The sequence below is a fragment of the Paraburkholderia sp. MM5496-R1 genome (assembly GCF_050436205.1).
In the GTDB taxonomy this organism is placed as follows: domain Bacteria; phylum Pseudomonadota; class Gammaproteobacteria; order Burkholderiales; family Burkholderiaceae; genus Paraburkholderia; species Paraburkholderia tuberum.
Map to the genome: position 1 here is coordinate 1,080,052 of NZ_JBNDLT010000003.1, position 23,740 is coordinate 1,103,791.

A 23,740-nucleotide genomic window follows, 5' to 3' on the forward strand; every position below is an offset into this window, starting at 1 on the left:
GAGAAACCTCGCATGAACCTTCACGAACAGCTCGGCGCGCTGGAAATGGGCGTCGATCAGCTCATTCAGGCTGTCGTGGCCACGCAGGCCGAGAACACTCTCGAGACAAGCGCTGACGCTGCGGCATTGCCCGCGGCGGTGGAGCATGCCGCGCACGAAGCAGCGGCGCAAGCAGCGGCGGAACAGCCCGCGAGCACCGAAGCAAACGCAGAAACGCACGCCGAAGCGATCGATACGCCGGCCGCCCCGCAATTGCAGCCGACGCTCGAAATCAACCGCCCCGCGCGCGACGAAATCACGATGACGATCGGCGATCAGACCGTCGCGCTACGCCCGGACCAGATCAGCCGGCTGATCGAGGAACTGTCGAACGCACGGGCGTCGATGACGCCGGAGCAGCCGCAAGGCATCCCGCCGGGCTGGCAATTTGTCTCGACGAAGAATCCGATGATGGCCGTGCAAAAGCAATCGAACGGCGACCGCTTGCTGGTGATGCGCCACACCGGCCACGGCTGGGTGCCGTTCACGTTCTCGCCGGACATCGTGATCCAGATGTACATGATGCTGACGAACGCGTGATGAAACGCGCTACGTAGAAAAAGCGGCCTGGAGCCGCTTTTTTTTTTTACGTCTGCCTTCTGCATCCGACGAGCGCATCGGCCATCGACAGACTTCAGCGCTCCTGCACTGGTGCCTGCACGCGCGCCTTCCACTGCCCACCCTTGCCACGCCAGTAGCGCACCGCCGATGCGAACGTTGCGCCGACATAGAACAGCGCCACGAGTGGCAGAAACGGCGCCCACAGCGGTGAGCGCCGGTAGTAGACGAGCATCGGCGCATAGGCGCAGCACATTGCCGCCCACGCGATCCAGGCCGGCCAGCCGAGTGGCCCGAGGATCAACGCCGCGACCGGCGGCAACAGATAGATGATCGCCATGCCGACGAGCGTGCCCGCGAGCAGCAGCGGCGAGTAGCGCAGCTGCGTGAACGCAGTGCGCGCGATCATGTTCCAGATGTCGCGCCAGCTATCGTAGGGACGCAGCGACACGCTCTTCGCCGCCACATCGAGCCGGATCGGATGACGGCCGGTGCCACGATGCTTGATGCGCGCGGCAAGACTGCAATCGTCGATCAGCTCGGCGCGAATCGACTCGATGCCGCCCGCTTCCTCGAGCGCCGCGCGGCGCACCAGCATGCAGCCGCCCGCCGCGGCCGCGGTGCGGTTGCGTGGATTGTTGACCCACGCGAACGGATACAGCTTCGCGAAGAAGAACACGAAGGCCGGAATCAGCGCCTTTTCCCAGAACGAATCGCAGCGCAGCCGGACCATCAGCGAGACGAGGTCGCGCTTTTCGGCATCCGCGCGCGCGACGAGCTGCGTCAACGCCTCGGCGGGGTGGCCGATGTCGGCATCGGTCAGCAACAGGAATTCGGCCGGCAGATCGAGCGTGCGCACCGCCTCGATGCCCTGCGACTGCGCCCACACCTTGCCGGACCAGCCTGGCGGCAACGGCTTCGCGCTCAGCACGGTGAGGCGCTCCGGACATTGCAGCCGCAGCGCTGCGGCACGCACGGCGTCGGCGGTGCCGTCGGTGCTGTGATCGTCGACGACGATCACGTGGAACGCGCCTGCATAGTCCTGCTTGAGCAGCGACGTAACCGCCTCGGCGATCACGTCGACTTCATTGCGCGCCGGTACGACGGCCGCGACGGCCGGCCATGCGTCGCGCGCCGCGATGGCCAGCGGCGCGGCGGGACGCGCGCGCCAGAAGCCGCCACGCGCGAACAGCAGCACGCACCAGATCAGCAGGGAAACACACGAAAGAACGAACAGGACCGCCGCCATTAAGCATTACCCTCGATTGAGCGCGCCGCCATGCCGACGCGTCTGGATAGTCGCATTTTCAGGGTGCGCGCCGCCACCACGCACCAGTCGAACAGATTGAGGACCGGGCGCGCGCGGAACACATCGTAATCCGCGCGCTCGATGCGCTCGAGAAACCGAAGGCCTGCATGCACCGCGCCGCACAGCTCGATGCCGAGCCGCCCCGGCATGCGCAGCGCGAGCGGTGCGCCGCGGACCAGCGTGGCGCGCACGAACGCGATTTCATACGCCATCAGCGCGCGCCACGCATCGTCGACGACACCATCGGCAATCTGCGCCTCGGTCACGCCGAAGCGGCGCAAATCGGCTTGCGGCAGGTACACGTGCTGTCGTTGCCAGTCGGCGGCGACGTCGAGCCAGAAGCTGATCAGCTGCGACGCCGTGCAGATCGCGTCGGCGTCGGCAAGATTGTGCGGCGTCGCCGCGCCGACCAGACGCAGCAGCAGATGCCCGACCGGATGCGCCGAGCGGCGGCAATAGTCGACGAGCGCGGCGCGATCCGCATAGCGATTCGTATCGATGTCCTGCGCGCAGCCCTCGAGCAGATCGTAGAACGGTTCGAGCGGCAGCTCGTATTGCGCGATCACGCCAGCGAGCTTGCCGAACAACAGCGCATGCACGGGCGCGGCGCGCCGTTGCGCGATCGCGTCAAGCCCGGCGCGGAAATCGGCCAGCCGGGCATGCCGCTCGGCGGCGCTCCACTGGCCTTCGGCGGAGATATCGGCCGCAGTGCGCACGACCTGATAGATAATACCGACAGGCGCGCGTAGGGCCTTAGGCAGCAACACGCTCGCGATCGGAAAGTTTTCGTGCTGATCGACGTCCATCCAGCGAGCCTCGAAACCATTCTGTAATACAGCGCGATGTCCGCGCGGCAAGGATCGGTAGTTTAAGGGTTCCGCCGTGACGGTGCAGTGTGCGGTCATGGTCGGGCGCGTTACGAGGCAATCCCGCGCTGACTCCTTACATCGTTGTAACGCTCGCCGCCCCGGTCGTCCGCACGGCCCAGCGGGTGCGGCAAGCGGCCAACACACGGGCCGCAGCAAAAAGCAAAGTGGCCCCGATAGCGTTAGAATGCGCGTTTGGTTTTGCTGTACCGGCCGGTCGCCGGGGCTCAAGACGTCAACTAATCAAGATGAGCGCGGCGATAAAGTCAGTTTCACGACTTCTTCGAAACCCGCGTTAGTCGGAGTTCGCCAACTTATGCGAGTCATCCTTGCTCAGCCGCGCGGCTTTTGTGCGGGCGTTGTCCGCGCAATCGAAATCGTCGATCGTGCGTTACAGCAACACGGCGCGCCCGTGTATGTCCGCCACGAGATTGTCCATAACCGTCACGTGGTCGACAATCTGCGCCAGAAGGGCGCGCGTTTCGTCGAGGAACTCGATGAAGTGCCGCAAGGTGCCGTCGCGATATTCAGCGCGCACGGTGTTGCGCAAACCGTCGAACGTGATGCCGAAGCGCGCGGCCTCGACGTGCTCGACGCAACCTGCCCGCTCGTGACCAAGGTGCACGTACAAGGTCGTCAGTACGTGGCCGCCGGCCGCACGCTGATCCTGATCGGCCACGCCGGCCATCCAGAAGTGGAAGGCACGATCGGCCAGATCCCCGGCACGGTGATGCTCGTGCAGAGCGAGGCAGAAGTCGCGAAACTCGAGTTGCCGGTCGATGCGCCGCTCGCCTACGTGACGCAAACCACGTTGTCGGTCGACGACACGCGCGGCATCATCGACGCGCTGCTGCGCCGCTTTACCGACATGGTCGGTCCCGACACGCGCGACATCTGCTATGCAACGCAGAACCGCCAGGCGGCGGTGCGCGAATTGAGCAAAGAGGTCGATGTACTGCTGGTGGTCGGCGCGACCAACAGCTCGAACTCGAACCGGCTGCGCGAAATCGGCAGCGAGAGCGGCGTGGCGAGCTACCTCGTCGCCGACGGCTCTGAAGTGAAGCCGGAATGGTTCGCCAACGTGCACACGGTCGGCATCACGGCCGGCGCGTCGGCGCCCGAAGAAATGGTCGAAAACGTAATCGATGCGCTACGCGCATTGGGGCCCGTCGATGTCACGACGATGGCGGGCCGTGAAGAAAAAGTCGAATTCAAGTTGCCATCGAAACTGATGCAACCACTCGCTGCACGCGAAGTTTAAGGAGGACGCCTTGTCTATTCCGCTGCTACAGAAAGTCCGCGTCGGCGCATACATCATGCGCCAGCATCTCTCCGGCAACAAACGCTATCCGCTCGCCCTGATGCTGGAGCCGCTGTTTCGCTGCAATCTCGCCTGCAATGGCTGCGGCAAGATCGACTATCCGGATCCGATTCTGAACCAGCGTCTGTCGCTGGAAGAATGCCTGCAGGCCGTCGACGAATGCGGTGCGCCGGTCGTGTCGATCGCGGGTGGCGAGCCGCTGCTGCACAAGGAAATGCCGCAGATCGTCAAGGGCATCATGGCGCGCAAGAAGTTCGTGTACCTGTGCACGAACGCGCTGCTGATGGAAAAGAAGATGGACGACTACGAGCCGAATCCGTACTTCGTGTGGTCGGTTCATCTCGACGGCGACAAGGAAGCGCACGATCACTCGGTGTCGCAGGAAGGCGTGTACGAGAAGGCCGTGGCCGCGATCCGCGAAGCGAAGCGCCGCGGCTTCCGCGTGAATATCAACTGCACGCTGTTCAACGACGCGCAGCCGGAACGCGTGGCGAAGTTCTTCGACACGTTGGGCCCGATGGGCGTCGACGGCATCACGGTATCGCCGGGTTATGCGTATGAGCGCGCGCCGGATCAGCAGCACTTCCTGAACCGCGACAAGACCAAGCAGCTGTTCCGCGAAATCTTCAAGCGCGGCAACAACGGCAAGAACTGGTCGTTCAGCCAGTCGGCGATGTTCCTCGACTTCCTCGCGGGCAACCAGACCTACGAATGCACGCCGTGGGGCAACCCGGCGCGTACCGTGTTCGGCTGGCAAAAACCGTGCTATCTGGTCGGCGAAGGCTACGTGAAGACCTTCAAGGAACTGATGGAAACCACGGACTGGGACAAGTACGGCACCGGCAACTACGAGAAGTGCGCGGACTGCATGGTCCACTGCGGTTTCGAAGCGACGGCCGTGATGGACACGGTTGCGCATCCGCTGAAGGCGCTGAAGGTCAGCATGCGCGGCCCGAAAACCACGGGCGCGTTCGCGCAGGACATTCCGCTCGACAAGCAGCGTCCCGCCGAGTTCGTGTTCTCGCGTCACGTCGAGATCAAGCTCGAAGAAATCACGCGCGCCGGCAAGGGCAAGAAGGTGGAGACCGCGACGGCCGCGCACTGAGGCGTTCGACAGGAGAGCGGCCGCGCGCCGCCCCTGTATTGCGCCTGATCGTTAGCGCAAGCAACTCGAAAAAAAGCGCGGTGGCCAATCAAGGCCACCGCGCTTTGCTTTTACCGATTGAAACTTCTGTCGACCGACCCGCTTACGCGCCGCGCGCATTATGCGCGGTCAGGAATTTGATCAGCCCGTCGATGCCGCCTTTGGCGATCTGGTCGGCGAACTGCGTCTGATACACCTGGATCAGCCACGCGCCCATCATGTTGATGTCATAGATCTTCCAGCCCGACGGCCCCTTGGTGAGCCGGTAGTCGATCGCGTCATCGCCGCCGTTGCTGATCACGTGCGATTGCACGACGATGTCGGTCGCGCCGCCTTGCACGCTGACCGGCGCAAACTGGAACTTCACGTCCTGGTCGCGCAGTTGCGACAGCGATGCGGCATAGGTACGCGTGAGCAGCAGCGTAAACTGCTCGTACAGTTGCTTCTGCTGCTCCGGCGTCGCGGTCGCCCACGGCTTGCCTACCGCGATACGTGTGGTGCGCTGAAAGTCGGTGGCGGGCAGGAAGTGCGTCTGGACGACCTGGGTGATCTGCGCCATGTCGCCGCCGCGCGCCTGCGGGTCAGCCTTCATTGCAGCCACCGTGCCCTGGACTGCACTTTTTACCACCGCGTCGGGTGCGCTCTGCGCAAACGCCGCCGTGGATACCACGGCCGCAGCCACAAAAGCAGTCAGATATCGTTTCATACGCTTGTCATGACTCGAAAGAAGTAGCGCCGACGGGCCGCAGCCCCGCGGCTAAAGAGGGGTACACCAGTATAGCGGGGATTACGTTCCCATCCGGACGAAGCCGTCAGGAGCCGTACTTGCTACCGAAGTCGGGCTTGCTTGCCCGGGCTCTGTATACTTATGCACCTTCGTCAAAAACAACACCCGTGATAAGGCCACGTCCGCCTACATGCTGAAGTCATCTATCGTCCGTCTCGTCGCGTATTCGGTGCGTCATCCGCTGAGGATCATCGCGCTGTCGATCGTGCTCGCTGTCCTGAGCGGCATATACGTCGCGCATAACTTCAAGATCAACACGGACATCAGCCGTCTCATCGAGACCGACAAGCAATGGGCGGCAGTCCAGAACGCGCTCGACGCCGCCTTCCCCGACCGTGGCGACACCGTGCTGGTGGTGGTCGAGGCGCGCGCGCCCGAATTCGCCGACGCCGCCGCCAACGCGCTGACCGCCGCGCTCAGAGCCGATCCGAAGGAGTTCACGTCGGTCTCGCAGCCCGCCGGCGGCCCCTTCTTCGAACACAACGGCCTGCTGTTTCTGTCCACCGACGAGGTGATGTCCACCACCTCGCAACTCGTGCAGTCGCGCCCGCTCGTCAATCAACTTGCGCATGATCCGAGCCTGACCGGTCTCGCCGGCACGCTGACTACGACCCTGCTGCTGCCGCTGCAACTCGGCCAGGTCAAACTCCCTGACATGAGCCGGCTGCTTGCGCAAAGCGCGAACACGCTCGATCGCGTGCTGGCCGGCCAGCCCGCCGCGTTCTCGTGGCGCGCTCTCGTCGATAAAAGCGTCGCCACCAATCCGGCGCGTTCGTTTGTCGTCGTGCATCCGGTCGTCAACTACGACGCGCTGGAGCCGGGCGCGAGCGCGTCGAGGGCGATTCGCGCAACCGCGGTCTCGCTGCATCTCCAGCAGCGCTACGGTGCGACGATCCGCCTGACCGGCGAGCAGCCACTCGCCGACGAGGAGTTCGCGTCAGTGCAGGACGGTGCGGTGCTGAACGGCATCGGCACTTTCATCGTCGTCCTGATCATTCTGTGGCTCGCGCTGCGCTCGGGCCGCATGATCGCGGCCGTGTTCATCACGCTGTTCGTCGGCCTCGCGATCACGGCCGCGCTCGGCCTGTTGATGGTCGGCGCGCTCAACATGATTTCGGTCGCGTTCATGGTGCTGTTCGTCGGGCTCGGCGTCGATTTCGGCGTGCAGTTCGGCGTCAAGTATCGCGAGGAGCGCAACCGCGACGACCGGCTGTCGGCCGCGCTGATGCACACCGCGCACAGCATCGGCGTGCCGCTCACGCTCGCGGCCGTGGCAGTCGCGCTGAGCTTCTTCTCGTTCCTGCCGACCGCTTATCGCGGCGTGTCGGAGCTTGGCCAGATCGCGGGCGTCGGCATGTTCGTCGCGTACTTCACCAACATGACCTTGCTGCCAGCGCTGCTGAAGCTCTTCAATCCGCCGGGCGAAGTCGCCTCGCCCGGTTTCAAGCAGCTCGAGCCCGTCGACGACTTCCTCGACCGCCATCGCAAGCCGGTGCTGATCGGCACGCTGCTTGTCGTGATCGGCGCGACACCGCTGCTCACGCACCTGCGTTTCGACTTCAATCCGCTGCATCTGAAGGACCCGCACACCGAGTCGATGGCAACGTTGCTGTCGCTGAAGGATTCGCCCGAAGCCGCGGTGAACAACGTGCAGGCGCTGGCGCCGTCGCTTGCCGACGCCGACGCGATGGCCGAGCGACTGCGCAAGCTGCCGGAAGTGGGCCGCGTCAACACGTTGAGCACCTTCGTGCCGGCCGACCAGCAGCAGAAGATGATGCTGATCGCGAGCGCCGCGCAACAGCTGCTGCCGGCGCTGCAACAGCAGCCCGCGCCGCAAGCCACCGACGCGTTGCGCGTCGCCGCATTGAAGCGCGCGGCGAATCAGTTGTCGCTCGCGGCCGAGGACCATCCGGGCCCGGGGCGCGGCGGACGCGCAGCACCTGTCCGCGACCTTGCAAAAGCTCGCCGCCGCCAACGCCGCCACGCGCGACCGCGCCGAAGTCGCGATGTCCGACACGCTGCGCATCGCCTTGAAGCAGCTTGAGAACCTTCTGCAGCCGACCGAAATAACCCAGCAGACCCTGCCGCCAGGCATCACCGCGATGTGGATCGGCAAGGGCGGTCATGCGCTCGTCGATATCGCGCCGAAGGTGCCGCCCGGCGTCGATCCAAACGACGACCAGATGCTCGCGCGCTTCGCGCACGCGGTGAAGAGGGCGGAGCCGGGCGCGATCGGCGGACCGATCTCGATCCTGCATTCGGCCAACACGATCATCAAGGCGTTCCTGGAGGCGGCCCTCTATGCGCTGCTGTCGATCGCCGTGCTGCTGTGGATCGCGCTGCGCCGTGTCGGCGACGTGCTGCGCACGCTGGTGCCGCTGCTGGTGTCCGCGATCGTCACGCTCGAACTGTGCGTGGTATTCGGCATGCCGCTGAACTTCGCGAACATCATCGCGCTGCCGCTGATGCTCGGCGTCGGCGTCGCGTTCAAGATCTACTTCGTGATGGCGTGGCGCCACGGCCAGACCGGCCTGTTGCAGTCGAGCCTCACGCATGCGGTGCTGTTCAGCGCCGCCACAACGGCCACCGCGTTTGGTAGCCTGTGGCTGTCGCACCATCCGGGCACGTCCAGCATGGGGAGGCTGCTCGTGCTTTCGCTGTTCTGCACGCTGATCGGAGCGGTGGTTTTCCAGCCGGTGCTGATGGGCAAGCCGCGTCAACGTCGCGGGAAGCAAAAAGGAATATAAGCATGAAGCTGCGTAACACCGCGCTGGCGCTCACCGCCGCGGGTTTCATTTCCGGCTGCGCGACCGCTCCGGATCGCAAGCCGGGCGATCCGTTCGAGCCGGTGAACCGGGTGATCTTCAATTTCAATGACGGAGTCGATCGCTATATCGCGGTGCCGGTCGCGAAGGGCTACCAGAAAGTGACGCCGCAGCCGCTGCGCACCGCCGTCAGCAATTTCTTCTCGAACCTCGGCGACCTCACCAACGCCGCAAACGCGCTGCTGCAACTGAAGATCACCGATGCGACCGAAGACATCATGCGCTTCGCGTTCAACTCGGTGTTTGGGATTGGCGGCCTGCTCGACTGGGCGACGCCGGCCGGTCTGCCCAAGCATCATCAGGACTTCGGTCTGACGCTCGGGCATTGGGGCATTCCGTCGGGTCCGTATCTGGTGCTGCCGCTGTTCGGGCCGAGCACGGTGCGCGACAGCATGGGGCTCGTCGTCGATGTGAAGTTCAATCCGCTGAACTATATCGAACCCGCGACCCGCAATCCGCTGTACGTGCTGCAGTTCGTGAGCACACGTGCGGATCTGCTCGGCGCGACCAGCCTTCTGGAGCAGGCTGCGCTCGACAAGTACTCGTTCGTGCGTGATGCCTATGTGCAGCAGCGCCTCGCGCGGCTGCGCGGCACGAGCAATAACCCTCCGCCGCTGCCGAACTACGACGATCAGGGCGATACGGGCCCGGCTGCTGCCCCAGCGGCAGGCGCGCCGGCGCGCGGCCTGCCGAATTACTCCGATCCGGGCGATGTGGGCGAGACGCCCAATGGCGCTTCGGGAGCGGGCGGCGCGGCCAAGGGCGCGCCCGGCGCGCTGCCGAATTACAACGATCCGGGTGAGTCCTCGCCGGCGCCCAATGGGGCTTCCGGTGGAGCGACCAACGCGCCCAGCGGGGATCTGCCGAACTACACCGATCCGGGTGACAGTGGCGCTGGCGCTACGCCAGCCGTGCCTGCTGAGCCGGCGTCGGCCCCGCAATAGCGCTCCAGGGGTCTGGGCACGTCGATCCAGCGCTCCAAGGCACAGCGGGCGCCCTCGATGGGTGCCCCGCGTGGAAGTACAGCCAAACGTCGCCCGACCAAGCCCGCGGGCATCGCTGCAACCCGCTCAGTGCAGGCTCTCGACCTCGCTGCGCGCCGCGCCCCGATCTTCCTCGACCGCCGCGACTGGTGCCGTTTGCGGCACTGGCTTGGAGTTCGCGCGATAGTGAGCGAACTGCTCGTCCGCATAACGGATACGTGTGCGGCCATGTGGCACCGGATCGCCGTTTTCGTCGAGATTGACGAATACCATTTTCTCGACCGTCAGAATGCTCTTGCGTGTGATCTTGTTGCGCACTTCGCAGCGCAGCGTGATCGACGTGCGGCCGAAATGCGTGGCGGTCATGCCCAGTTCGATGATGTCGCCTTGGCGTGCCGAACTGACGAAGTTAATCTCTGACATGAACTTGGTCACGACGCGCTGATTGTCCAGCTGAGAGATCGCGTAGATCGCGGCTTCTTCGTCGATCCAGCGTAGCAGGCTGCCGCCGAACAATGTCCCGTTGGGATTCAGGTCTTCGGGCTTGACCCATTTTCTCGTGTGGAAATTCATTTGGTACTCCGTGTCTGAGGCTCCCGGGAGGGCGCGTCATGCGCCGGAACCTAAGGGTTAACACTAACATTGTACCAAGAGTAAGGGTTTTCCCTGATATTTCAAAATTGCATAATTAATCGTGCTGATAGTCTTGGGGGCCCACGATGGACCACCGCTAGTGGTCAACCGCTTCGGGCGATGGCTAGGAGGCACGTCCATCACGATCCCCGCAATTTTTAAGAAGTCGCTGATTGGTACCCAAAGTTGGCATCCCCAACTACGACGGAGGCTGACAATCTATGAATTCGGTCACTTGTGGCAACTTCGAAGGGCATTTGCAGCAAATATGAACGCGTTGGGGCTTCCTTCGCCGAGCAGCCTGTTCGGCACTCTCGAGACGGCGACGTCCAATATCACGGCCATGCTCAACGCGCTGAAGACACTTGGACCTAGCGCAACGGTTGCCGAGTTGATCGGCGCAACAACGACACTGGAGGCGCTATCCGTCGCTGGCGCGCTAAGTGCGGCGTTCTACGTCGGTGCATGCATCGGTTCGCTGATCGTCGCGACCAAGCCAGCGATAACGTGCGGCACCAGCAGCGCGGCGGTCACTGCGCGAATTGCAGCGGCCCGCCTCGGATTGGTCGTTCCAGAGTCGATGCTGGCATTCATCCATCGCCATCCGGAAGTGCTGACAAACAGGCCAGCGCGCCGGCACTACGCCTGTCTGGCGCTCCATCGAGCGGAATTGGTATGAATTGGATCGTCGATAAAGTGGCGCTTCTGCTCGCCGCTATCGCCTGTGCGGCGATCGCATGGGCGCTGATTCGCTACAGCGGCCAGTGGTTTCCGCTGCTACTGTTCATACTGGCATTTGCGGGGCTTTACGCAGATAACCAGCGGCTGCACAACCGCCTAAGGGACCTGGGCGAAGACTCGAGTCGCCGCTCCAGGGGTAGGTCACGCCCACGCTAGCGACTTGCTGCCGGCCCCAGACGCAGTCGGGATGGCTAACCGCCATCCCCGTCGCTCAACTGCTGACGCCCGCGATCCGCAGCGCGCCGCCCTTCCCCAAGGCCTCCCGCGCCTCGACCAGCGTAGTCCGCGCGGCGCGCGCATCGCCGGCGAGGCGCAGCAGCGCGCCGAGTTGCGACGGCTGCCGCAGCAATTCGCGCAGAATTGGCCCGAGGGCGGTGCTGCCGTCGTCGCGCAAACCAGCGGTCGCGGCCGGCGGCAGCGTGCGCCAGGCCGGATCGACGATCGCGCGACACACGGCGAACGGCAGACCGTGCGCGACAGCGATCGCGCCAGCGATGTGCGATTCCATATCCACCGCGAGCGCGCCGGTCGATTCGTGCAGCGCGCGTTTGTCTTCGGCGGTGATCAGCGGCGCGGCGACCGCCGCCACCGCGCCACGGCGCAGACGTCCCGCGAGCCCTTCGGCCGTCCTGACGTTGGTCACGGCGGCGGCAATCCGCTCCGCCCATTGCCGATCCGTGTCGATACGCCCGAACGGCCCATGCACGGCATCCGCGACGATCAGCGCGCCCGGCTGCAGATCCGGCGCGAGCCCACCCGCCGTGCCGAAACTGACGATCCCCGCCGCGCCGCGAGCGACCGCGGCGTTCAGCGCGCGCTCGAGCAGATCGGCGCGCGCCGCGTACACGACTTCGACGCGCTCGCTGCCGTCGCCGCGTGCGATGCGCGCCTCGAACGCCATGCCCGTCACGACGATCACCGGCAAGCTGCTATCGCCCGTCCCCACGGACGGCGTCATCGACACGGACATCCGTCACATCCCGACCGTGACGCGCGTGAGCCCATTGCGCTTCAGATGACGGAAGCGCGCGAGCGCCCACAGCGGGAAGAACTTGCGATAACCGTGGTAGCGCAGATAAAACACGCGCGGAAAGCCGGTCGCGGTAAACCGGGTTTCGTCCCACAGCCCATGCTCGCGCTGCTCACGCTGCAGATAGTCGATACCGCGCGCCACCGCCTCGTGATCGACCTCCCCCGCCGCCATCAGTCCGAGCAGCGCCCAGGCTGTCTGCGACGCGGTGCTCGGCGCACGCTCGTAGCCGCGATAGTCGAGCTTGTAGCTCTCGCCGCCCTCGCCCCAACCGCCGTCGTCGTTCTGGATCGACACGAGCCATTGCACCGCGCGCCGCATGCGCGGGTCGTCGTGCGGCATGCCGGCCGCGTTCAGCGAGCACAGCGCGGTCCATGTGCCGTAGATGTAGTTCAGGCCCCAGCGGCCGTACCAGCTGCCGTCCGACTCCTGCTCCTGCAGCATGTAGTCGAACGCGCGCCGCGCCGGCTCGCTGCTTTGCGGCAGCTCGCCGATCTGCGCGAACATCGACAGACAGCGGCCCGACACGTCCGCGGTCGGCGGATCGAGCAGCGCGCCGTGGTCCGAGAACGGAATGTTGTTCAGGTAGTACTGCGTGTTTTCCGGTTCGAACGCGCCCCAGCCGCCGTCGCTGCTTTGCATGCCGACCACCCATTCGCGCGCGCGGGCAATTGCTTCGCGATCGACATCGGATTGCGTGAGCGCCGCCGAGCGGTGCATCGCCATCGCGACCACCGCGGTATCGTCGACATCCGGGAAATGCGCGTTGTTGTACTGGAACGCCCAGCCGCCCGGCCGCACGTTGGGGCGGCGCGAAATCCAGTCGCCGCGCACGTCGAGAATCTGCAGCGGACGCAGCCACGCGAGCCCGCGTTCGGCCGCCTGTTCGGCGCGCGCTTCGCCGGTTTCGAGCAAAGCGTGCGCCGCGAGCGACGTATCCCACACCGGCGACAGACACGGCTGGCAATACGCTTCGTCGTCCTTGATGACGAGCAGCTTGTCGAGAGATTTGCGAGCGATCGCGCGATGCGGATGATCGGCCGGATAGCCGAGCACGTCGTACATCATCACCGAGTTGGCCATCGCCGGGAAAATCGCGCCGAGGCCGTCCTCGCCGTTCAGCCGTTCGTCGACGAACGCGACCGCCGCGCGGATCGCGCGCTCGCGGGTCGCCTTCGGCAACAGGCCATCGACCGCGCGCAGCACCGAATCGACACAACGGAACAGGCCGAACCAGCCCGCGTGCTGATGCGGTGCGCGCTCGTTCATGCCGGTGTTCACCGGCGCGCCGCGGAACAGCTCGTCGATGCGCACCTTGCGCGGATTACGCGCGAGCGGCCGCTTCGCGTTGAGCACCAGCAGCGGCACGATCACCGTGCGCGCCCAGTACGACACCTTCGACAGATGGAATGGGAACCACACCGGCAGCAGCATGATCTCGACCGGCATCATCGGCACCGCGCGCCACGACACCACGCCAAAGAGGGCGAGCAGGATTCGCGTGAACACGTTCGCGTGTTCCGCGCCGCCGTGCGCGAGGATCGCGTCGCGCGCGCGCACCATGTGCTCGGCATCGACCGGGTCGCCGATCATCTTCAGCGCGAAGTACGCCTTCACACTCGCGCTGATGTCGAGCGCGCCGTCGGTGAAGAGCGGCCAGCCGCCGCTCGGCAACTGGATGCGGCGCAGATAACGCGCGATCTTCTGTTCGAGTTCGAGGTTCGGCGTTTCGCCGAGATAGTGGACCAGCAACACGTATTCGGCCGGAATCGTCGCGTCGGCTTCGAGTTCGTAGACCCAATGGCCGTCCGGCTGCTGCGCGGCCAGGATCGCATCGGTCGCGCGCGTGATCGATGCGTCGAGCGCGTTCGCGCCCTGCACGGGCGCCGGCGTTGCGGTTGCCAATGCGTCCGCCACGGCGGGCGCGTTGGCAACCACGGCAGCTTCGGCCAGGTCCGGCGCCGCATCGGCGGCTTCGGGCAGCGCCGCGTCGAGCGGCTGGGTGTGAGATAAGTCGTTCATCTGCGTTCCATCGGTTGATTCAGCAGCGTATCCGCGGCCTTCTGGCCGGAGCGGACCGCGCCTTCGAGCATCGCGGGCAGGCCGGTGGCCGTCCAGTCGCCCGCGAGCAGCAAATTGTTCCAGCGAGTGCGCGTGCCCGCCCGCAATGTCTCCTGCGCGGGCAGCGCGGCAAACGTCGCGCGCGATTCCATCACCACCTGCCAGCGCGGCAGCGGCGCGGCCGGCAGATTGACCGCCTGCGCGACCTCGGCCCAGACGGTCGCCGCCAGCACGTCATGCGGCGTGTCGAAGAGCCGCTCGGCGCCGTTGAGCGTCACCGACAGGCGGTCGTCGAACGCAAACAACCATTCGGCCGTTCCGTTCAGCAGCGCGGTGATCTGCGGCAGGCCGAACGGCGGCTCGACCGCGAAATGCACGTTGAGCACGGCCGCGAAACGCGTCGGCGCGCGCAGGCCCGGCACGAGAGCCACCGCGGCTTCGGGCGGCAGCGCGAGAATCACCGCCTCGTTCGCGCCGAGCGCGATGCTCTCATCGTCGAAATGCAGCGTCTGCACACGGGCCGGGTCGGCCGCGAACGTGATGTCGCGCAGACGCGAACCGAGCCGGATCGTCGCGCCGCCATGTTGCAGCAGACGCAGCGCCGGATCGACGAACGCGCTGCCAAGACCATTACGCGCGACCAGCGGCCGGCACGCGAGCCCGCCCGCGAGCAGCGTTTCGCGCACGAGCGCGCCGGTCAGTTCGGCCGAGGCGTCGCGCGGCTCCAGATTCAGCAGCACATGCAGCAGCGGCCGCAGCAGCCGTTCCCACAGCGGACCGTGACAGCGCATCGTCTGCGCGACGCTGCGGCCCGGTTTCGCAAACAGCAGCGGCACGAGCGACAGGTAATCGGTCGGGTTCGTGTTCGGCACGCGCGCGTGCGCATCGAAAATCCACCACGGCAAACTCCCCGGCGACAAACGCACGCTCCAGCGCGAACGCGTGGCCAGATCGACGAACGGATACTCGGGCTGCGTGGGGCCGACCAGTTCGTCGGCGGCGCCGATCGCGCGCACGTAGTTGAGCGTCGCGGCATTGGCCGACAACACGATGTGATTGCCGCTGTCGAGCGTCGCACCAAGCTTCGCGTCGTAGTACGAACGGCAGCGGCCGCCCGCGTGATCCTGCGCTTCGTGCAGCAGGACCCGCGCGCCGCGCCGCTGCAGTTGCACGGCGGCGGCGAGTCCGGCCACGCCCGCGCCGACCACGTGGACGAGCTTCGGCATCAGCTCAGAAAAGCGCGTAACGCGCGACGATCCACAGCAGGCGCAGCTTCGGCTTGCGGACCTTCGTGCGCGGAACGTCGAAGCCGCGCTCCAGCGCGCGCTCGAGCAGCACGCGATAGACGCCCGACATGATGCGCGGCGCGCGCACCTGAGCGCGGGGCTCGCGATCCATGATCGCGTCGGACTCGGCGAAGTGCTGCTTCGCGCGCTCGGCGAGCGTCGCGCAGACGCGCGGCAGCGTCGGATCGTCAGCGATCTGTCGCGGGTCCGTGGCCGCGATGCCTTCGCGCGCGAGCAGCTCGCGCGGTAGATAGCAGCGGTTGATGACGGCGTCTTCGTCGATATCGCGCAGGATGTTGGTGAGCTGCAGCGCGCGGCCGAGATGGTGCGCGAGCAGCCGGCCCGGCTCGTCACGCATCCCGAATATCCTCACCGACAGACGGCCGGCCGCGCTCGCGACGCGGTCGCAATAGAGGTCGAGCGTGGCGTCGTCGGGCGCGCAGATGTCGGCGGCGGCATCCATCGCCATGCCGTCGATCATTGCGTGAAAATCCTCGCGTTGCAGATGAAACGTGTGAATGTGCCGCGTCAGCGCGCGCAACGACGCGCGCGGCTGGCCGGCGTAGCAAGCGTCGATCTCGGCGCGCCATTGCTCGAGCCCGGCCGCGCGCTCGGCGCGCGGCCGGTCGCTGTCGGCGATGTCGTCGACGGCGCGGCAGAAGGCGTAGACCTGGTACATCGCATCGCGCTGCGCCGCCGGCAAGATGCGCATCGCAAGATAAAACGAGCTGCCGGACGTGGCGGCAGCGGCGTCGGTTTCAGTATCGTCCACGACAAGATTGGAAACAGCCAAGACGATCTCCGCTGGAGGCGCCCGCTGAAAGGCGTTCAAAGAGGTTTTTATGCCGACCCGCAGGGCAGTGGGCCCGCGCGCGCGGACACGCGCGAAACATCCGGCTGGGCGGCCGGAAACGGCGAAAAGTATAGCAATCTTTGCCGGTGACCGCAGTTTCGCCGGTCAATAGGGGGACGGGAAGGAAGGCCGCCGGGCGCGGCGGCCTCGACCGCGCCGCCCCCGCTGGCGAATCAGGCTCCCGCGAGCCGGAACGCGACCGCGCAGTTGCGGCCCTGACGCTTTGCGCTATAGAGCGCCGCGTCGGCCTCGTTGATCAGCACGTCGTAGGCGGGCACCCCGGCGCGCGCCGTCGCGCCGCCGAGGCTCGCCGTGACCGGCACGCTGGTGCCGATCAGCTCCACCGGCGTTTCCTCGATCACGCGACGGATCTTCTCGGCCACCAGCATCGCGTCGTCGAGCGGCGTGCACGGCAGCAGCAGCGCGAACTCTTCGCCGCCGAAGCGCCCGAACGTGTCCTGTGCGCGCACCACGCCGGCGACGCGCTGCGCCATCACACGCAGCACCGTATCGCCGACGCCATGACCGAACTGGTCGTTGATCTTCTTGAAGTGATCGAGGTCGAACAGCAACATCGAGATGTCGCCGCCGTAGCGCTGCCAGCGCGTGAACTCGTCGCGCAGCCGCGTTTCGAAAAAGCGCCGGTTCGCGATGCCGGTCAGTCCGTCGCGATTCGCGTACTCCTGCAGCTTCGCAACTGCCTCCTCGCGTTCGCGCTGCACGATGCTCACATGCGTCACGTCGGAGATCGTCACGCACACGGCCACCACTTCACGACCGCGCATCAGCGGCATGAACGTGCAGTCCTGCTGCATGAAGTCGACCCCACCGGTGATCGGCCGGTCGTGATCGAACTTGAACAGATACGGGCGCTGCTCCCACGAGCTGAACGCAAAGCTGCCGAGCTGAAACACGCTCTCGATCTTGCGCGACAGCCACACGCGCGGCAGCTCCGGAAAGTTCTGATAGATCGAGTGGCCGACCACCTGCTCCGCCGACAGGCCGCTATGGTCCTGCATGAAGCGATTCCACATCAGCACGTTCAGTTCACGGTCGAGCACGAAGATGCCAAAACCGACCCGCTCGACCACGAGGTCGCTCAACGATTCCACGGAGACGTTCATATACTGGACAGCAGCGCATCGAGCGCTTCGTTCATGTGACGGATTGATTCTTCGGCCATCAGCATCACCAGATGCGCGCGAAAACTCTGATGTTCGAGCGCGAAATTCACTTCGACGAGCAGCGCCACCTGCCATTGCAGCACGCCGGGCTGGAACACTTCGTCGAGCGTCAGCGTGTCGCCGAGCATGCCCGGCGCGGAAAACACCGGCGTGCGGCCGAGCTGGTCGAGTATCGACGACACGCACGCGCCGGACAGCAGGTTCGCGACGTCGAGCATCAGTTCGCGCTCGCCGACCTCCTCGTAGCTCGAACGCGCGTACGGGTCGCGGACGAGCGAACACAGCTGCGCGATGCTGTCGCTGCGACAGATCACCAGCACCTCGCCCTTGATGTCCGAGCGAAAGCCCTGACGCACCGCGCTGACCGTGTCGTCGATATGGGTCATCTCGCGCAGCGTGCGCGCCGCGTCGCTCACCGCGACCATCCGCACGCGCGGCACCGACAGTTCGATGAACGAATCGAGCAGGCCCGCGAGCCGCGTCGCGGCCCGGCCCATCGCGAGATTGGCGATTTCCTGTAGCGCGTCGCGCTGGTCTTCGGTGAAGGCGGGCTCAGACATACAAGCCGTACTCCTTGAGGATGGGCAGGACCGCCTCCGGCGTCACCGGCTTGGCGATGAACGCGATCGCGCCGAGCTCGCGCACGCGCTGCTGGGCGAGCGGCTGCACGTCGGCGGAAACGACGATCACGAAGGTGTTGAGGTCCTCTTGCTGCAACGCTTCGAGGACCTGGTAGCCGGTCATGTCCGGCATCGTCAGGTCGAGGAACATCACCGATGCCTTGCCCTCGCGATATAGCGTGAGCGCCTCGTGCCCGTTCGTCGCGTAGGACACGTCGACTGCCCAGTCGGGCGGCAGTGCCTTCGTGAGCAACTTGCGGGCGAGCAGCGAATCGTCGGCGATCACAATGGGGAGCATGGCAACGGCGGGTCGGGCGGTTTGGGCGGGTCGGATAAAGGAATCGGCTGGTTCGTCTGCGCGCTTTCCGCGCCTGGTTGTGTGCGTATTTCGTTCGTCGCGACAGCGGAGGGTGGCACACCTTCGCGTGATGCCGACCGATGCGCGACCAGGTACAGTGGCGCCTGTCGAATTGCGATTGCCTTTGGCGAGAGGGGTGCGAATGCAGCAGGACGCGTTTGGCGAACCTTGACGATCCGGCGCACAGAGGTGGCAGCGGCCCTTTTATCGTGACGAGGATTGTCGAAGTAAAGTCGCGCAAAAGCAACTCGCCAGAATCGCTGACGGTAACGATCTGTTTCTCTGCTAGGCGAATATCAGAAATAGATCTATCGTCGGGGCGGACATTCTTTTATCTTTATCCTTTTGTGTACGTTTGCGCTTCCCGATTCGTCGCTGTTTTAAAGCCGCTCTTAAAGAACGGCCGGCACGGCGGACGCCCATCTCCAACGCGTTGCGGCAAATTATTCCGTGCTGCGTCTATGCTTGTTCTGAAGGCGGCATGGTGCCGGCAACGGCCCGATACGGGGCTGCCACATCCGAACGACTTTTCGCGTCAACGACAATGACATCAGACCGGGTCGACTCCGCCCGCGCGGGCCGTCTTTCGCGTCGTCCTGCCCGCGAGCAGGACGACGCGTCGTTTCCCACCGTGCCGGAACAGAATTTCCAGGTGCGTCGCATCACGCTGATCGCGCTGCTGGTCGCGGCGATCGTGCTGCCGTTCGTCTACGTCGCGGCGATGGCATTCGCCGATCTGCGCTCGCGCGAGGCCGACGCGACCGATCTGGCGCTGCGCACGGTGCGGGTCGCCGAAGAACACGCGTTGAAGGTGTTCGACATGAACGAGACGCTGAACTCGCGCATCGTCGAACTGACCGACGGCCTCGACGACGACGGCATTCGCGCGCGCGAACACACGATTCACGACAAGTTGCGCACGATGGGCGGCGGCTATCCGCAGGTAGCCTCGGTGTCGATCTTCGGCCAGCAGGGCGCGCTGCTCGTGAGCAGCCGCCTGTATCCGTCGCCGGAAAATTCGGTCGGCCAGCGCGACGATTTCGTCGGCATCCGCGACGGCAACGTGCTGGAACGCGTGTCGAAAGTGATGACGGGACATGTGAGCGGCGAGCAGGTGTTCAACATGGGCGTCGAGCGCCAGGCGCCCAATGGCTCGTTCGCGGGCGTCGTGTCGATCGCGCTGCGGCCCAGCTATTTCGACGCGTTCTATCGCGAGTTGCTCGGCAGCAGCGACGCTACGCCGATCATCATGAGCCTCGTGCGCACCGACGGCGCGGTGCTCGCGCATTACCCGCGCGGCCCACGCGAGCCGACCGCGCTCGCGTCCGATTCGCCGTTCGCCGAAGCGGTCAGGCAGGGGCAGCGCTCCGGCGTCGTGCGGATGCGCTCGAGCTTCGCCGGCGGCAACCTGATCGTCGCCTTCCGGCACGTCGGCTCGTATCCGGTCTACGTGCTGTGCGGCTATCGCACGTCGGCGATCTGGGCCGCCTGGTACAAGCACCTGAGCGTGCTGGTCCTGTCGATGTTCACGCCGTCGATCGCGCTGTGGTGCGTGATCTGGCTGTCGCTGCGCCGCCTCGGCGCCGAAGAGGAAGCGTGGCAGCGTTGGCAGGCCGAGGCATCGATGCGCCGCTCGATCGAATCCGCGTACCGCCAGTCGCGCAAGATGGAAGCGCTCGGCAGGCTGGTCGGCAGCGTCGCTCACGACTTCAACAACCTGCTGATGATCCTGTCGGCCAACGTGCAGATCGTGCGACGGCGCGGCGTCGGCGAACTGGAGCGCGAACTGTCGGCGATGGAGCGCGCGCTGAAGAGCGGCCAGTCGCTGACGCGGCAACTGCTCGGCGTCGCCCGCAAGCAGCCGCTGCGCACCGAGACGCTGTCGCTCGAACGCTGGCTGCCGTCGTGCCGCGAACTGCTGCGCGCGTCGCTCGGCGCGAAGGTGTCGCTCGTGATCAATAGCGGCGTCGATACCTGGCCGGTGCGCGTCGACGTCGCCGAGCTCGAGCTCGCGCTGATCAACGTCGCCGTCAATGCGCGCGATGCGATGGCCAACGGCGGACGCTTCACGGTGCGCGCGAGCAATGTCGTGTTCCGTCACGAGGACGGCTTTCCGCTGACCGGCGAGTTCGTGCAACTGTCGCTCGAGGACACCGGCGGCGGCATGGCGCCCGACGTGCTCGCGCGCGCGTTCGAGCCGCTTTTCACGACCAAGCCCAAAGGCATGGGCACGGGACTCGGGTTGCCGCAGGTCTTCGCGTTCTGCGAGGGCTCGGGCGGGCTCGCGGCAATCGACAGCGCGATCGGCGCGGGCACCTCGGTGCGGCTCTATCTGCCGCGCGCGTCGACCGAGCCGCACACGGCCGGGCCTGCAGAAGCGCTAGCGACCGAAAGCGGCGTGCCACAGGGTCTGCGCGTACTGCTCGTCGAGGACAACGAAGAAGTCGCCGCCGGCACCGAGGCGCTGCTGCAGATGATGGGTCATCAGGTCACCTGCGTGTTCAACGCCGACACGGGGCTGCGTGTACTCGACGACGCCCGCGCGAAGCGTGCGAGCACCGGCGAGCCGCTGCCGTTCGATCTGGTGCTGTCGGACATCCACATGCCCGGCAAGATGAACGGCATCGATCTGGCCGAAGCGGTGCTCAGGTTCGACCCGCAGCTGCCGGTCATCCTCGTCACCGGCTACGCGGAAGAGCTCGACCGCGCGCGGCACGCGAACGTGCGCGTGCTGTCCAAGCCGTTCGATATCGGACTGCTGGAGCAACTGCTCGAAACGATCCAGCACGACGCCGTGCAAACGAGCAACGATGCCGCCACGCATCCGGCCGATACCTGATGTCCGCGCCGTGCCGGCGTCATTTACCGGGCCTTGTAAAAAGCGCGGCGTGTACACGCCGCGCTTTTTTCATCGTGAACCCGCGTCATGCGTAGCACGCCGGGCAGCGCGGCTGGGCATGGGACGCGGCGGCGCCGCGCGGCGGTGCGGGGCATGAAGGTTGCTTGCCTGCACACGGCAAGGGGACGACGCCGCGAGCGTCGCCCTTTCCAGCAGAACATGTCGGGAGACAACCATGCAACATACCGTGATTGGTTTATTCGACACTTACATGCAGGCCGAAACCGCCCGCGACACGCTCGTGCAAACCGGCTTTGCGCGCGAGAAGATCGAGTTGCAGGCGAACGCCGAACCTTCGGTTGGCTCGGCCACCAGCGAAGTCGCCAACGCGGGCGTGCTCGCGAATATCGAGCGCTTTCTCGCCAGCCTGTTCTCGACCGGGCCGCGCCCATCGGACACCGCGCGTTATGCCGAGGCGATGCGGCGCGGCGCGGTGCTCGTGTGCGTCCACGCGGCAAGCGAGTCGCATGCGGAGCTGGCGCGCAATACGCTCGTGCGGCTCGGCGCGACGGATATCGGCGACCGCCCGCCCGAGGCGGACACGCCGGCCGCCACCGACCGCGACCACTCGATACTCGATGAGCTGGGCATCGGCGCGGTGATGCCGGGAACGCCGCGCACGTCGAGCGTAACGACCGAGGCGGTTGCGACGCCCGGGATGCGCGACACCACTGCGACACCGGGGGCGGCGGGCGTGAGTTCGAGCAGCGGCGCAGCGGGTGCGGCGGCCATGACCGAATCGACCGGAATCGCCGGCGCGACGGGCGCCACTTCGGCGACCGGTACGACCGCACCCGACACCATGCCCCCTCCCGCCGCCCCGCGCCCTGATCCGCTGACCGCCATGCCGCCGGCGGACATCGGCGCCGCCGCCAAGCCGTTCGCGCCGCCGCCGATCAGCGAACGGCCGATGAGCGATCCGGTCAACGAACCCATCGTCGATCCGCTCGCCGGCGATGCGGGACGCCGCGCGATCGCCGCCGGCTCGGTACCAGGTTCGGGCGCGGTGATGCAGCCGTCCGACATCGTCCCCGAAGGCGGGCAGCCGGGCACCGGTCCCGGCGCGCAGATGCCGAACGAATATCTGGAGTACGAAGAAGATTTCCGCGCGCACTACGACGAGCAGTACGCCGCCGCGAACGCGCGCTACGAAGACTATGTGCCGGCCTATCGCTACGGCGCGGAGATCGCTCGCGACGCGCGATTCCGCAATCGTCCGTGGGATGAGATCGAGCCCGAAGCACGCCGCCATTGGGAAACCACGTCGCCGGACAACACGTGGGAGCGCTTCAAGCTCGCGGTGCGTCACGGCTGGGAGCGGGTGACCGGCCATCACCACGTGTAGGCGATGCGCCGAGCGACACGAGCGCGGCCGCCTTACGCGGCGCGCGCTGGGTTCGCGTTGCTTCGGCGGATGGTCAGGACGCGGTCAGCGGCGCTAAGGCTCGGCTACACCGCCCCGTGCCGCTTGATCCACGTGACGTAGCGGTCCATGAACGTCTGCAGGAACTTGCGCGTGCCGTCGTTGACGATCTCGCCTTTTTCGTTGATCACCGCTGGATCGTGCTTGATGAACACCTCGGGCTGCCCCATCGCCGCGACGTCGAGATAGGCGAGCACGTTGCGCAGATGCTGCTGAGCGAGCGCGCTACCGGTCGCACCGACCGAGGTGCCGAGCACCGCGCCGGGCTTGTTGGCCCACGAGTTGGTGCCCCACGGCCGCGAGCCCCAGTCGAGCGCGTTTTTCAGCACGCCCGGTATCGAGCGGTTGTATTCGGGCGTCACGAACAGCAGACCGTCCGCGGCTTGCACGCGCGCCTTGAGCTTCTTGCCGGCTTCGGGATAGTCGGCGTCGTAGTCCTGGGAGTACAGCGGCAAGGAGCCGATATCGATGTATTCGAAGGTGAAATCGGCTGGAGCGAGGGAAATCACCGCCTGAGCCAGCTGACGATTGAACGAATCGCGCCGCAGGCTGCCGACGACCACTGCAATGTGATAGGCCATGTTCGCTTCCTCAGGTAAGGCGCTCGACGCGCAGAGAGTACGAACTGTCCATCATAGGCAAAAGCCGCGCGAAACGCCCAGGCCCTGGCGGATTTGGCCAGCTCATAGCGGATCGGGAAGGATTCTTGCGGCACCTGTCGGTGGATAACCTCGCGGCTCGAAAAGTTATCCACAGATTCGCTGAATAACCTTGTGGATAAGTGGAACTTTTGCCTTGCCAATCAAGCATGCCTTCGGGC

At 65.6% G+C, this 23,740-nt stretch carries 19 protein-coding genes and 1 pseudogene; 8 read left to right on the forward strand and 12 right to left on the reverse strand.

Annotation, left to right across the window (positions count from 1 at the left end; translation table 11 throughout):
- Positions 1–12 precede the first annotated feature (12 nt).
- Positions 13–579 (forward strand): hypothetical protein, encoded by a 567-nt coding sequence (locus OKW38_RS31300; RefSeq protein ID WP_429364762.1) that lies wholly within the window; start codon positions 13–15, stop codon positions 577–579.
- Between the two features lie 94 nt (positions 580–673).
- Here OKW38_RS31300 and OKW38_RS31305 read toward each other — a convergent pair whose 3' ends face one another.
- Together OKW38_RS31305 and hpnC are read right to left on the reverse strand one after the other, a co-directional pair.
- Complete coding sequence (locus OKW38_RS31305) at positions 674–1,846, reverse strand: glycosyltransferase (protein ID WP_429364764.1); 1,173 nt, start codon at positions 1,844–1,846, stop codon at positions 674–676.
- Entirely contained in the window at positions 1,846–2,712 is an 867-nt protein-coding gene (gene hpnC, locus OKW38_RS31310) for a squalene synthase HpnC (RefSeq protein WP_429364766.1), read from the reverse strand. The genes OKW38_RS31305 and hpnC overlap by 1 nt, the downstream gene beginning before the upstream one ends.
- Before the next feature lie 376 nt (positions 2,713–3,088).
- Between hpnC and ispH the strand changes: the two genes are divergently transcribed.
- Positions 3,089–4,033 (forward strand): 4-hydroxy-3-methylbut-2-enyl diphosphate reductase, encoded by a 945-nt coding sequence (gene ispH / locus OKW38_RS31315; protein WP_429333181.1) that lies wholly within the window; start codon positions 3,089–3,091, stop codon positions 4,031–4,033.
- A 10-nt stretch (positions 4,034–4,043) separates the two neighbouring features.
- On the forward strand, positions 4,044–5,198 hold the full coding sequence (gene hpnH, locus OKW38_RS31320) for an adenosyl-hopene transferase HpnH (protein WP_090808099.1): 1,155 nt from the start codon (positions 4,044–4,046) through the stop codon (positions 5,196–5,198).
- A gap of 142 nt (positions 5,199–5,340) precedes the next feature.
- Here hpnH and OKW38_RS31325 read toward each other — a convergent pair whose 3' ends face one another.
- Complete coding sequence (locus OKW38_RS31325; protein ID WP_184057725.1) at positions 5,341–5,943, reverse strand: MlaC/ttg2D family ABC transporter substrate-binding protein; 603 nt, start codon at positions 5,941–5,943, stop codon at positions 5,341–5,343.
- Positions 5,944–6,154: 211 nt separating this feature from the next.
- On the opposite strand from OKW38_RS31325, the pseudogene OKW38_RS31330 reads away from it, so the two are divergent.
- Together OKW38_RS31330 and OKW38_RS31335 are read left to right on the forward strand one after the other, a co-directional pair.
- Positions 6,155–8,771 (forward strand): annotated as a pseudogene (locus OKW38_RS31330) (MMPL family transporter).
- Positions 8,772–8,773: 2 nt separating this feature from the next.
- Positions 8,774–9,793 (forward strand): MlaA family lipoprotein, encoded by a 1,020-nt coding sequence (locus tag OKW38_RS31335; protein WP_429333179.1) that lies wholly within the window; start codon positions 8,774–8,776, stop codon positions 9,791–9,793.
- Between the two features lie 126 nt (positions 9,794–9,919).
- Here OKW38_RS31335 and OKW38_RS31340 read toward each other — a convergent pair whose 3' ends face one another.
- Positions 9,920–10,405, reverse strand: coding sequence for an acyl-CoA thioesterase (locus OKW38_RS31340; protein WP_090808106.1), 486 nt, complete (start codon positions 10,403–10,405; stop codon positions 9,920–9,922).
- A 160-nt stretch (positions 10,406–10,565) separates the two neighbouring features.
- On the opposite strand from OKW38_RS31340, the gene OKW38_RS31345 reads away from it, so the two are divergent.
- Positions 10,566–11,144 (forward strand): hypothetical protein, encoded by a 579-nt coding sequence (locus OKW38_RS31345; protein WP_429364768.1) that lies wholly within the window; start codon positions 10,566–10,568, stop codon positions 11,142–11,144.
- 273 nt (positions 11,145–11,417) lie between these two features.
- On the opposite strand, the gene OKW38_RS31350 is transcribed toward OKW38_RS31345, so the two are convergent.
- The 7 genes from OKW38_RS31350 to OKW38_RS31380 all read right to left on the reverse strand — a co-directional run bounded on the left by OKW38_RS31350 (position 11,418) and on the right by OKW38_RS31380 (position 18,538).
- Positions 11,418–12,176 carry a phosphorylase gene (locus tag OKW38_RS31350; protein ID WP_429364769.1) on the reverse strand — a complete coding sequence of 253 codons (759 nt, stop codon included), beginning with the start codon at positions 12,174–12,176 and terminating at the stop codon, positions 11,418–11,420.
- A 3-nt stretch (positions 12,177–12,179) separates the two neighbouring features.
- Positions 12,180–14,258, reverse strand: a complete 2,079-nt coding sequence (shc, locus tag OKW38_RS31355; RefSeq protein WP_429364771.1) for a squalene--hopene cyclase — start codon at positions 14,256–14,258, stop codon at positions 12,180–12,182.
- A complete protein-coding gene (hpnE, locus tag OKW38_RS31360; RefSeq protein WP_429364772.1) occupies positions 14,255–15,523 on the reverse strand; it encodes a hydroxysqualene dehydroxylase HpnE in 1,269 nt (422 codons plus the stop codon). The genes shc and hpnE overlap by 4 nt, the downstream gene beginning before the upstream one ends.
- Positions 15,524–15,527: 4 nt before the next feature.
- Positions 15,528–16,376 (reverse strand): presqualene diphosphate synthase HpnD, encoded by an 849-nt coding sequence (gene hpnD, locus OKW38_RS31365; RefSeq protein ID WP_184057710.1) that lies wholly within the window; start codon positions 16,374–16,376, stop codon positions 15,528–15,530.
- A gap of 233 nt (positions 16,377–16,609) precedes the next feature.
- Positions 16,610–17,560, reverse strand: coding sequence for a sensor domain-containing diguanylate cyclase (locus OKW38_RS31370; RefSeq protein ID WP_090808118.1), 951 nt, complete (start codon positions 17,558–17,560; stop codon positions 16,610–16,612).
- A complete protein-coding gene (locus OKW38_RS31375; RefSeq protein ID WP_184031036.1) occupies positions 17,557–18,180 on the reverse strand; it encodes a chemotaxis protein CheC in 624 nt (207 codons plus the stop codon). The genes OKW38_RS31370 and OKW38_RS31375 overlap by 4 nt, the downstream gene beginning before the upstream one ends.
- A complete protein-coding gene (locus tag OKW38_RS31380) occupies positions 18,173–18,538 on the reverse strand; it encodes a response regulator (protein WP_429333150.1) in 366 nt (121 codons plus the stop codon). The genes OKW38_RS31375 and OKW38_RS31380 overlap by 8 nt, the downstream gene beginning before the upstream one ends.
- Positions 18,539–19,142: 604 nt before the next feature.
- On the opposite strand from OKW38_RS31380, the gene OKW38_RS31385 reads away from it, so the two are divergent.
- Positions 19,143–21,437, forward strand: coding sequence for a response regulator (locus OKW38_RS31385; RefSeq protein ID WP_429364774.1), 2,295 nt, complete (start codon positions 19,143–19,145; stop codon positions 21,435–21,437).
- Between the two features lie 235 nt (positions 21,438–21,672).
- Entirely contained in the window at positions 21,673–22,842 is a 1,170-nt protein-coding gene (locus OKW38_RS31390; RefSeq protein WP_429364776.1) for a hypothetical protein, read from the forward strand.
- A gap of 104 nt (positions 22,843–22,946) precedes the next feature.
- Here OKW38_RS31390 and OKW38_RS31395 read toward each other — a convergent pair whose 3' ends face one another.
- A complete protein-coding gene (locus tag OKW38_RS31395; RefSeq protein ID WP_187612490.1) occupies positions 22,947–23,501 on the reverse strand; it encodes an NADPH-dependent FMN reductase in 555 nt (184 codons plus the stop codon).
- Positions 23,502–23,740: the final 239 nt, after the last annotated feature.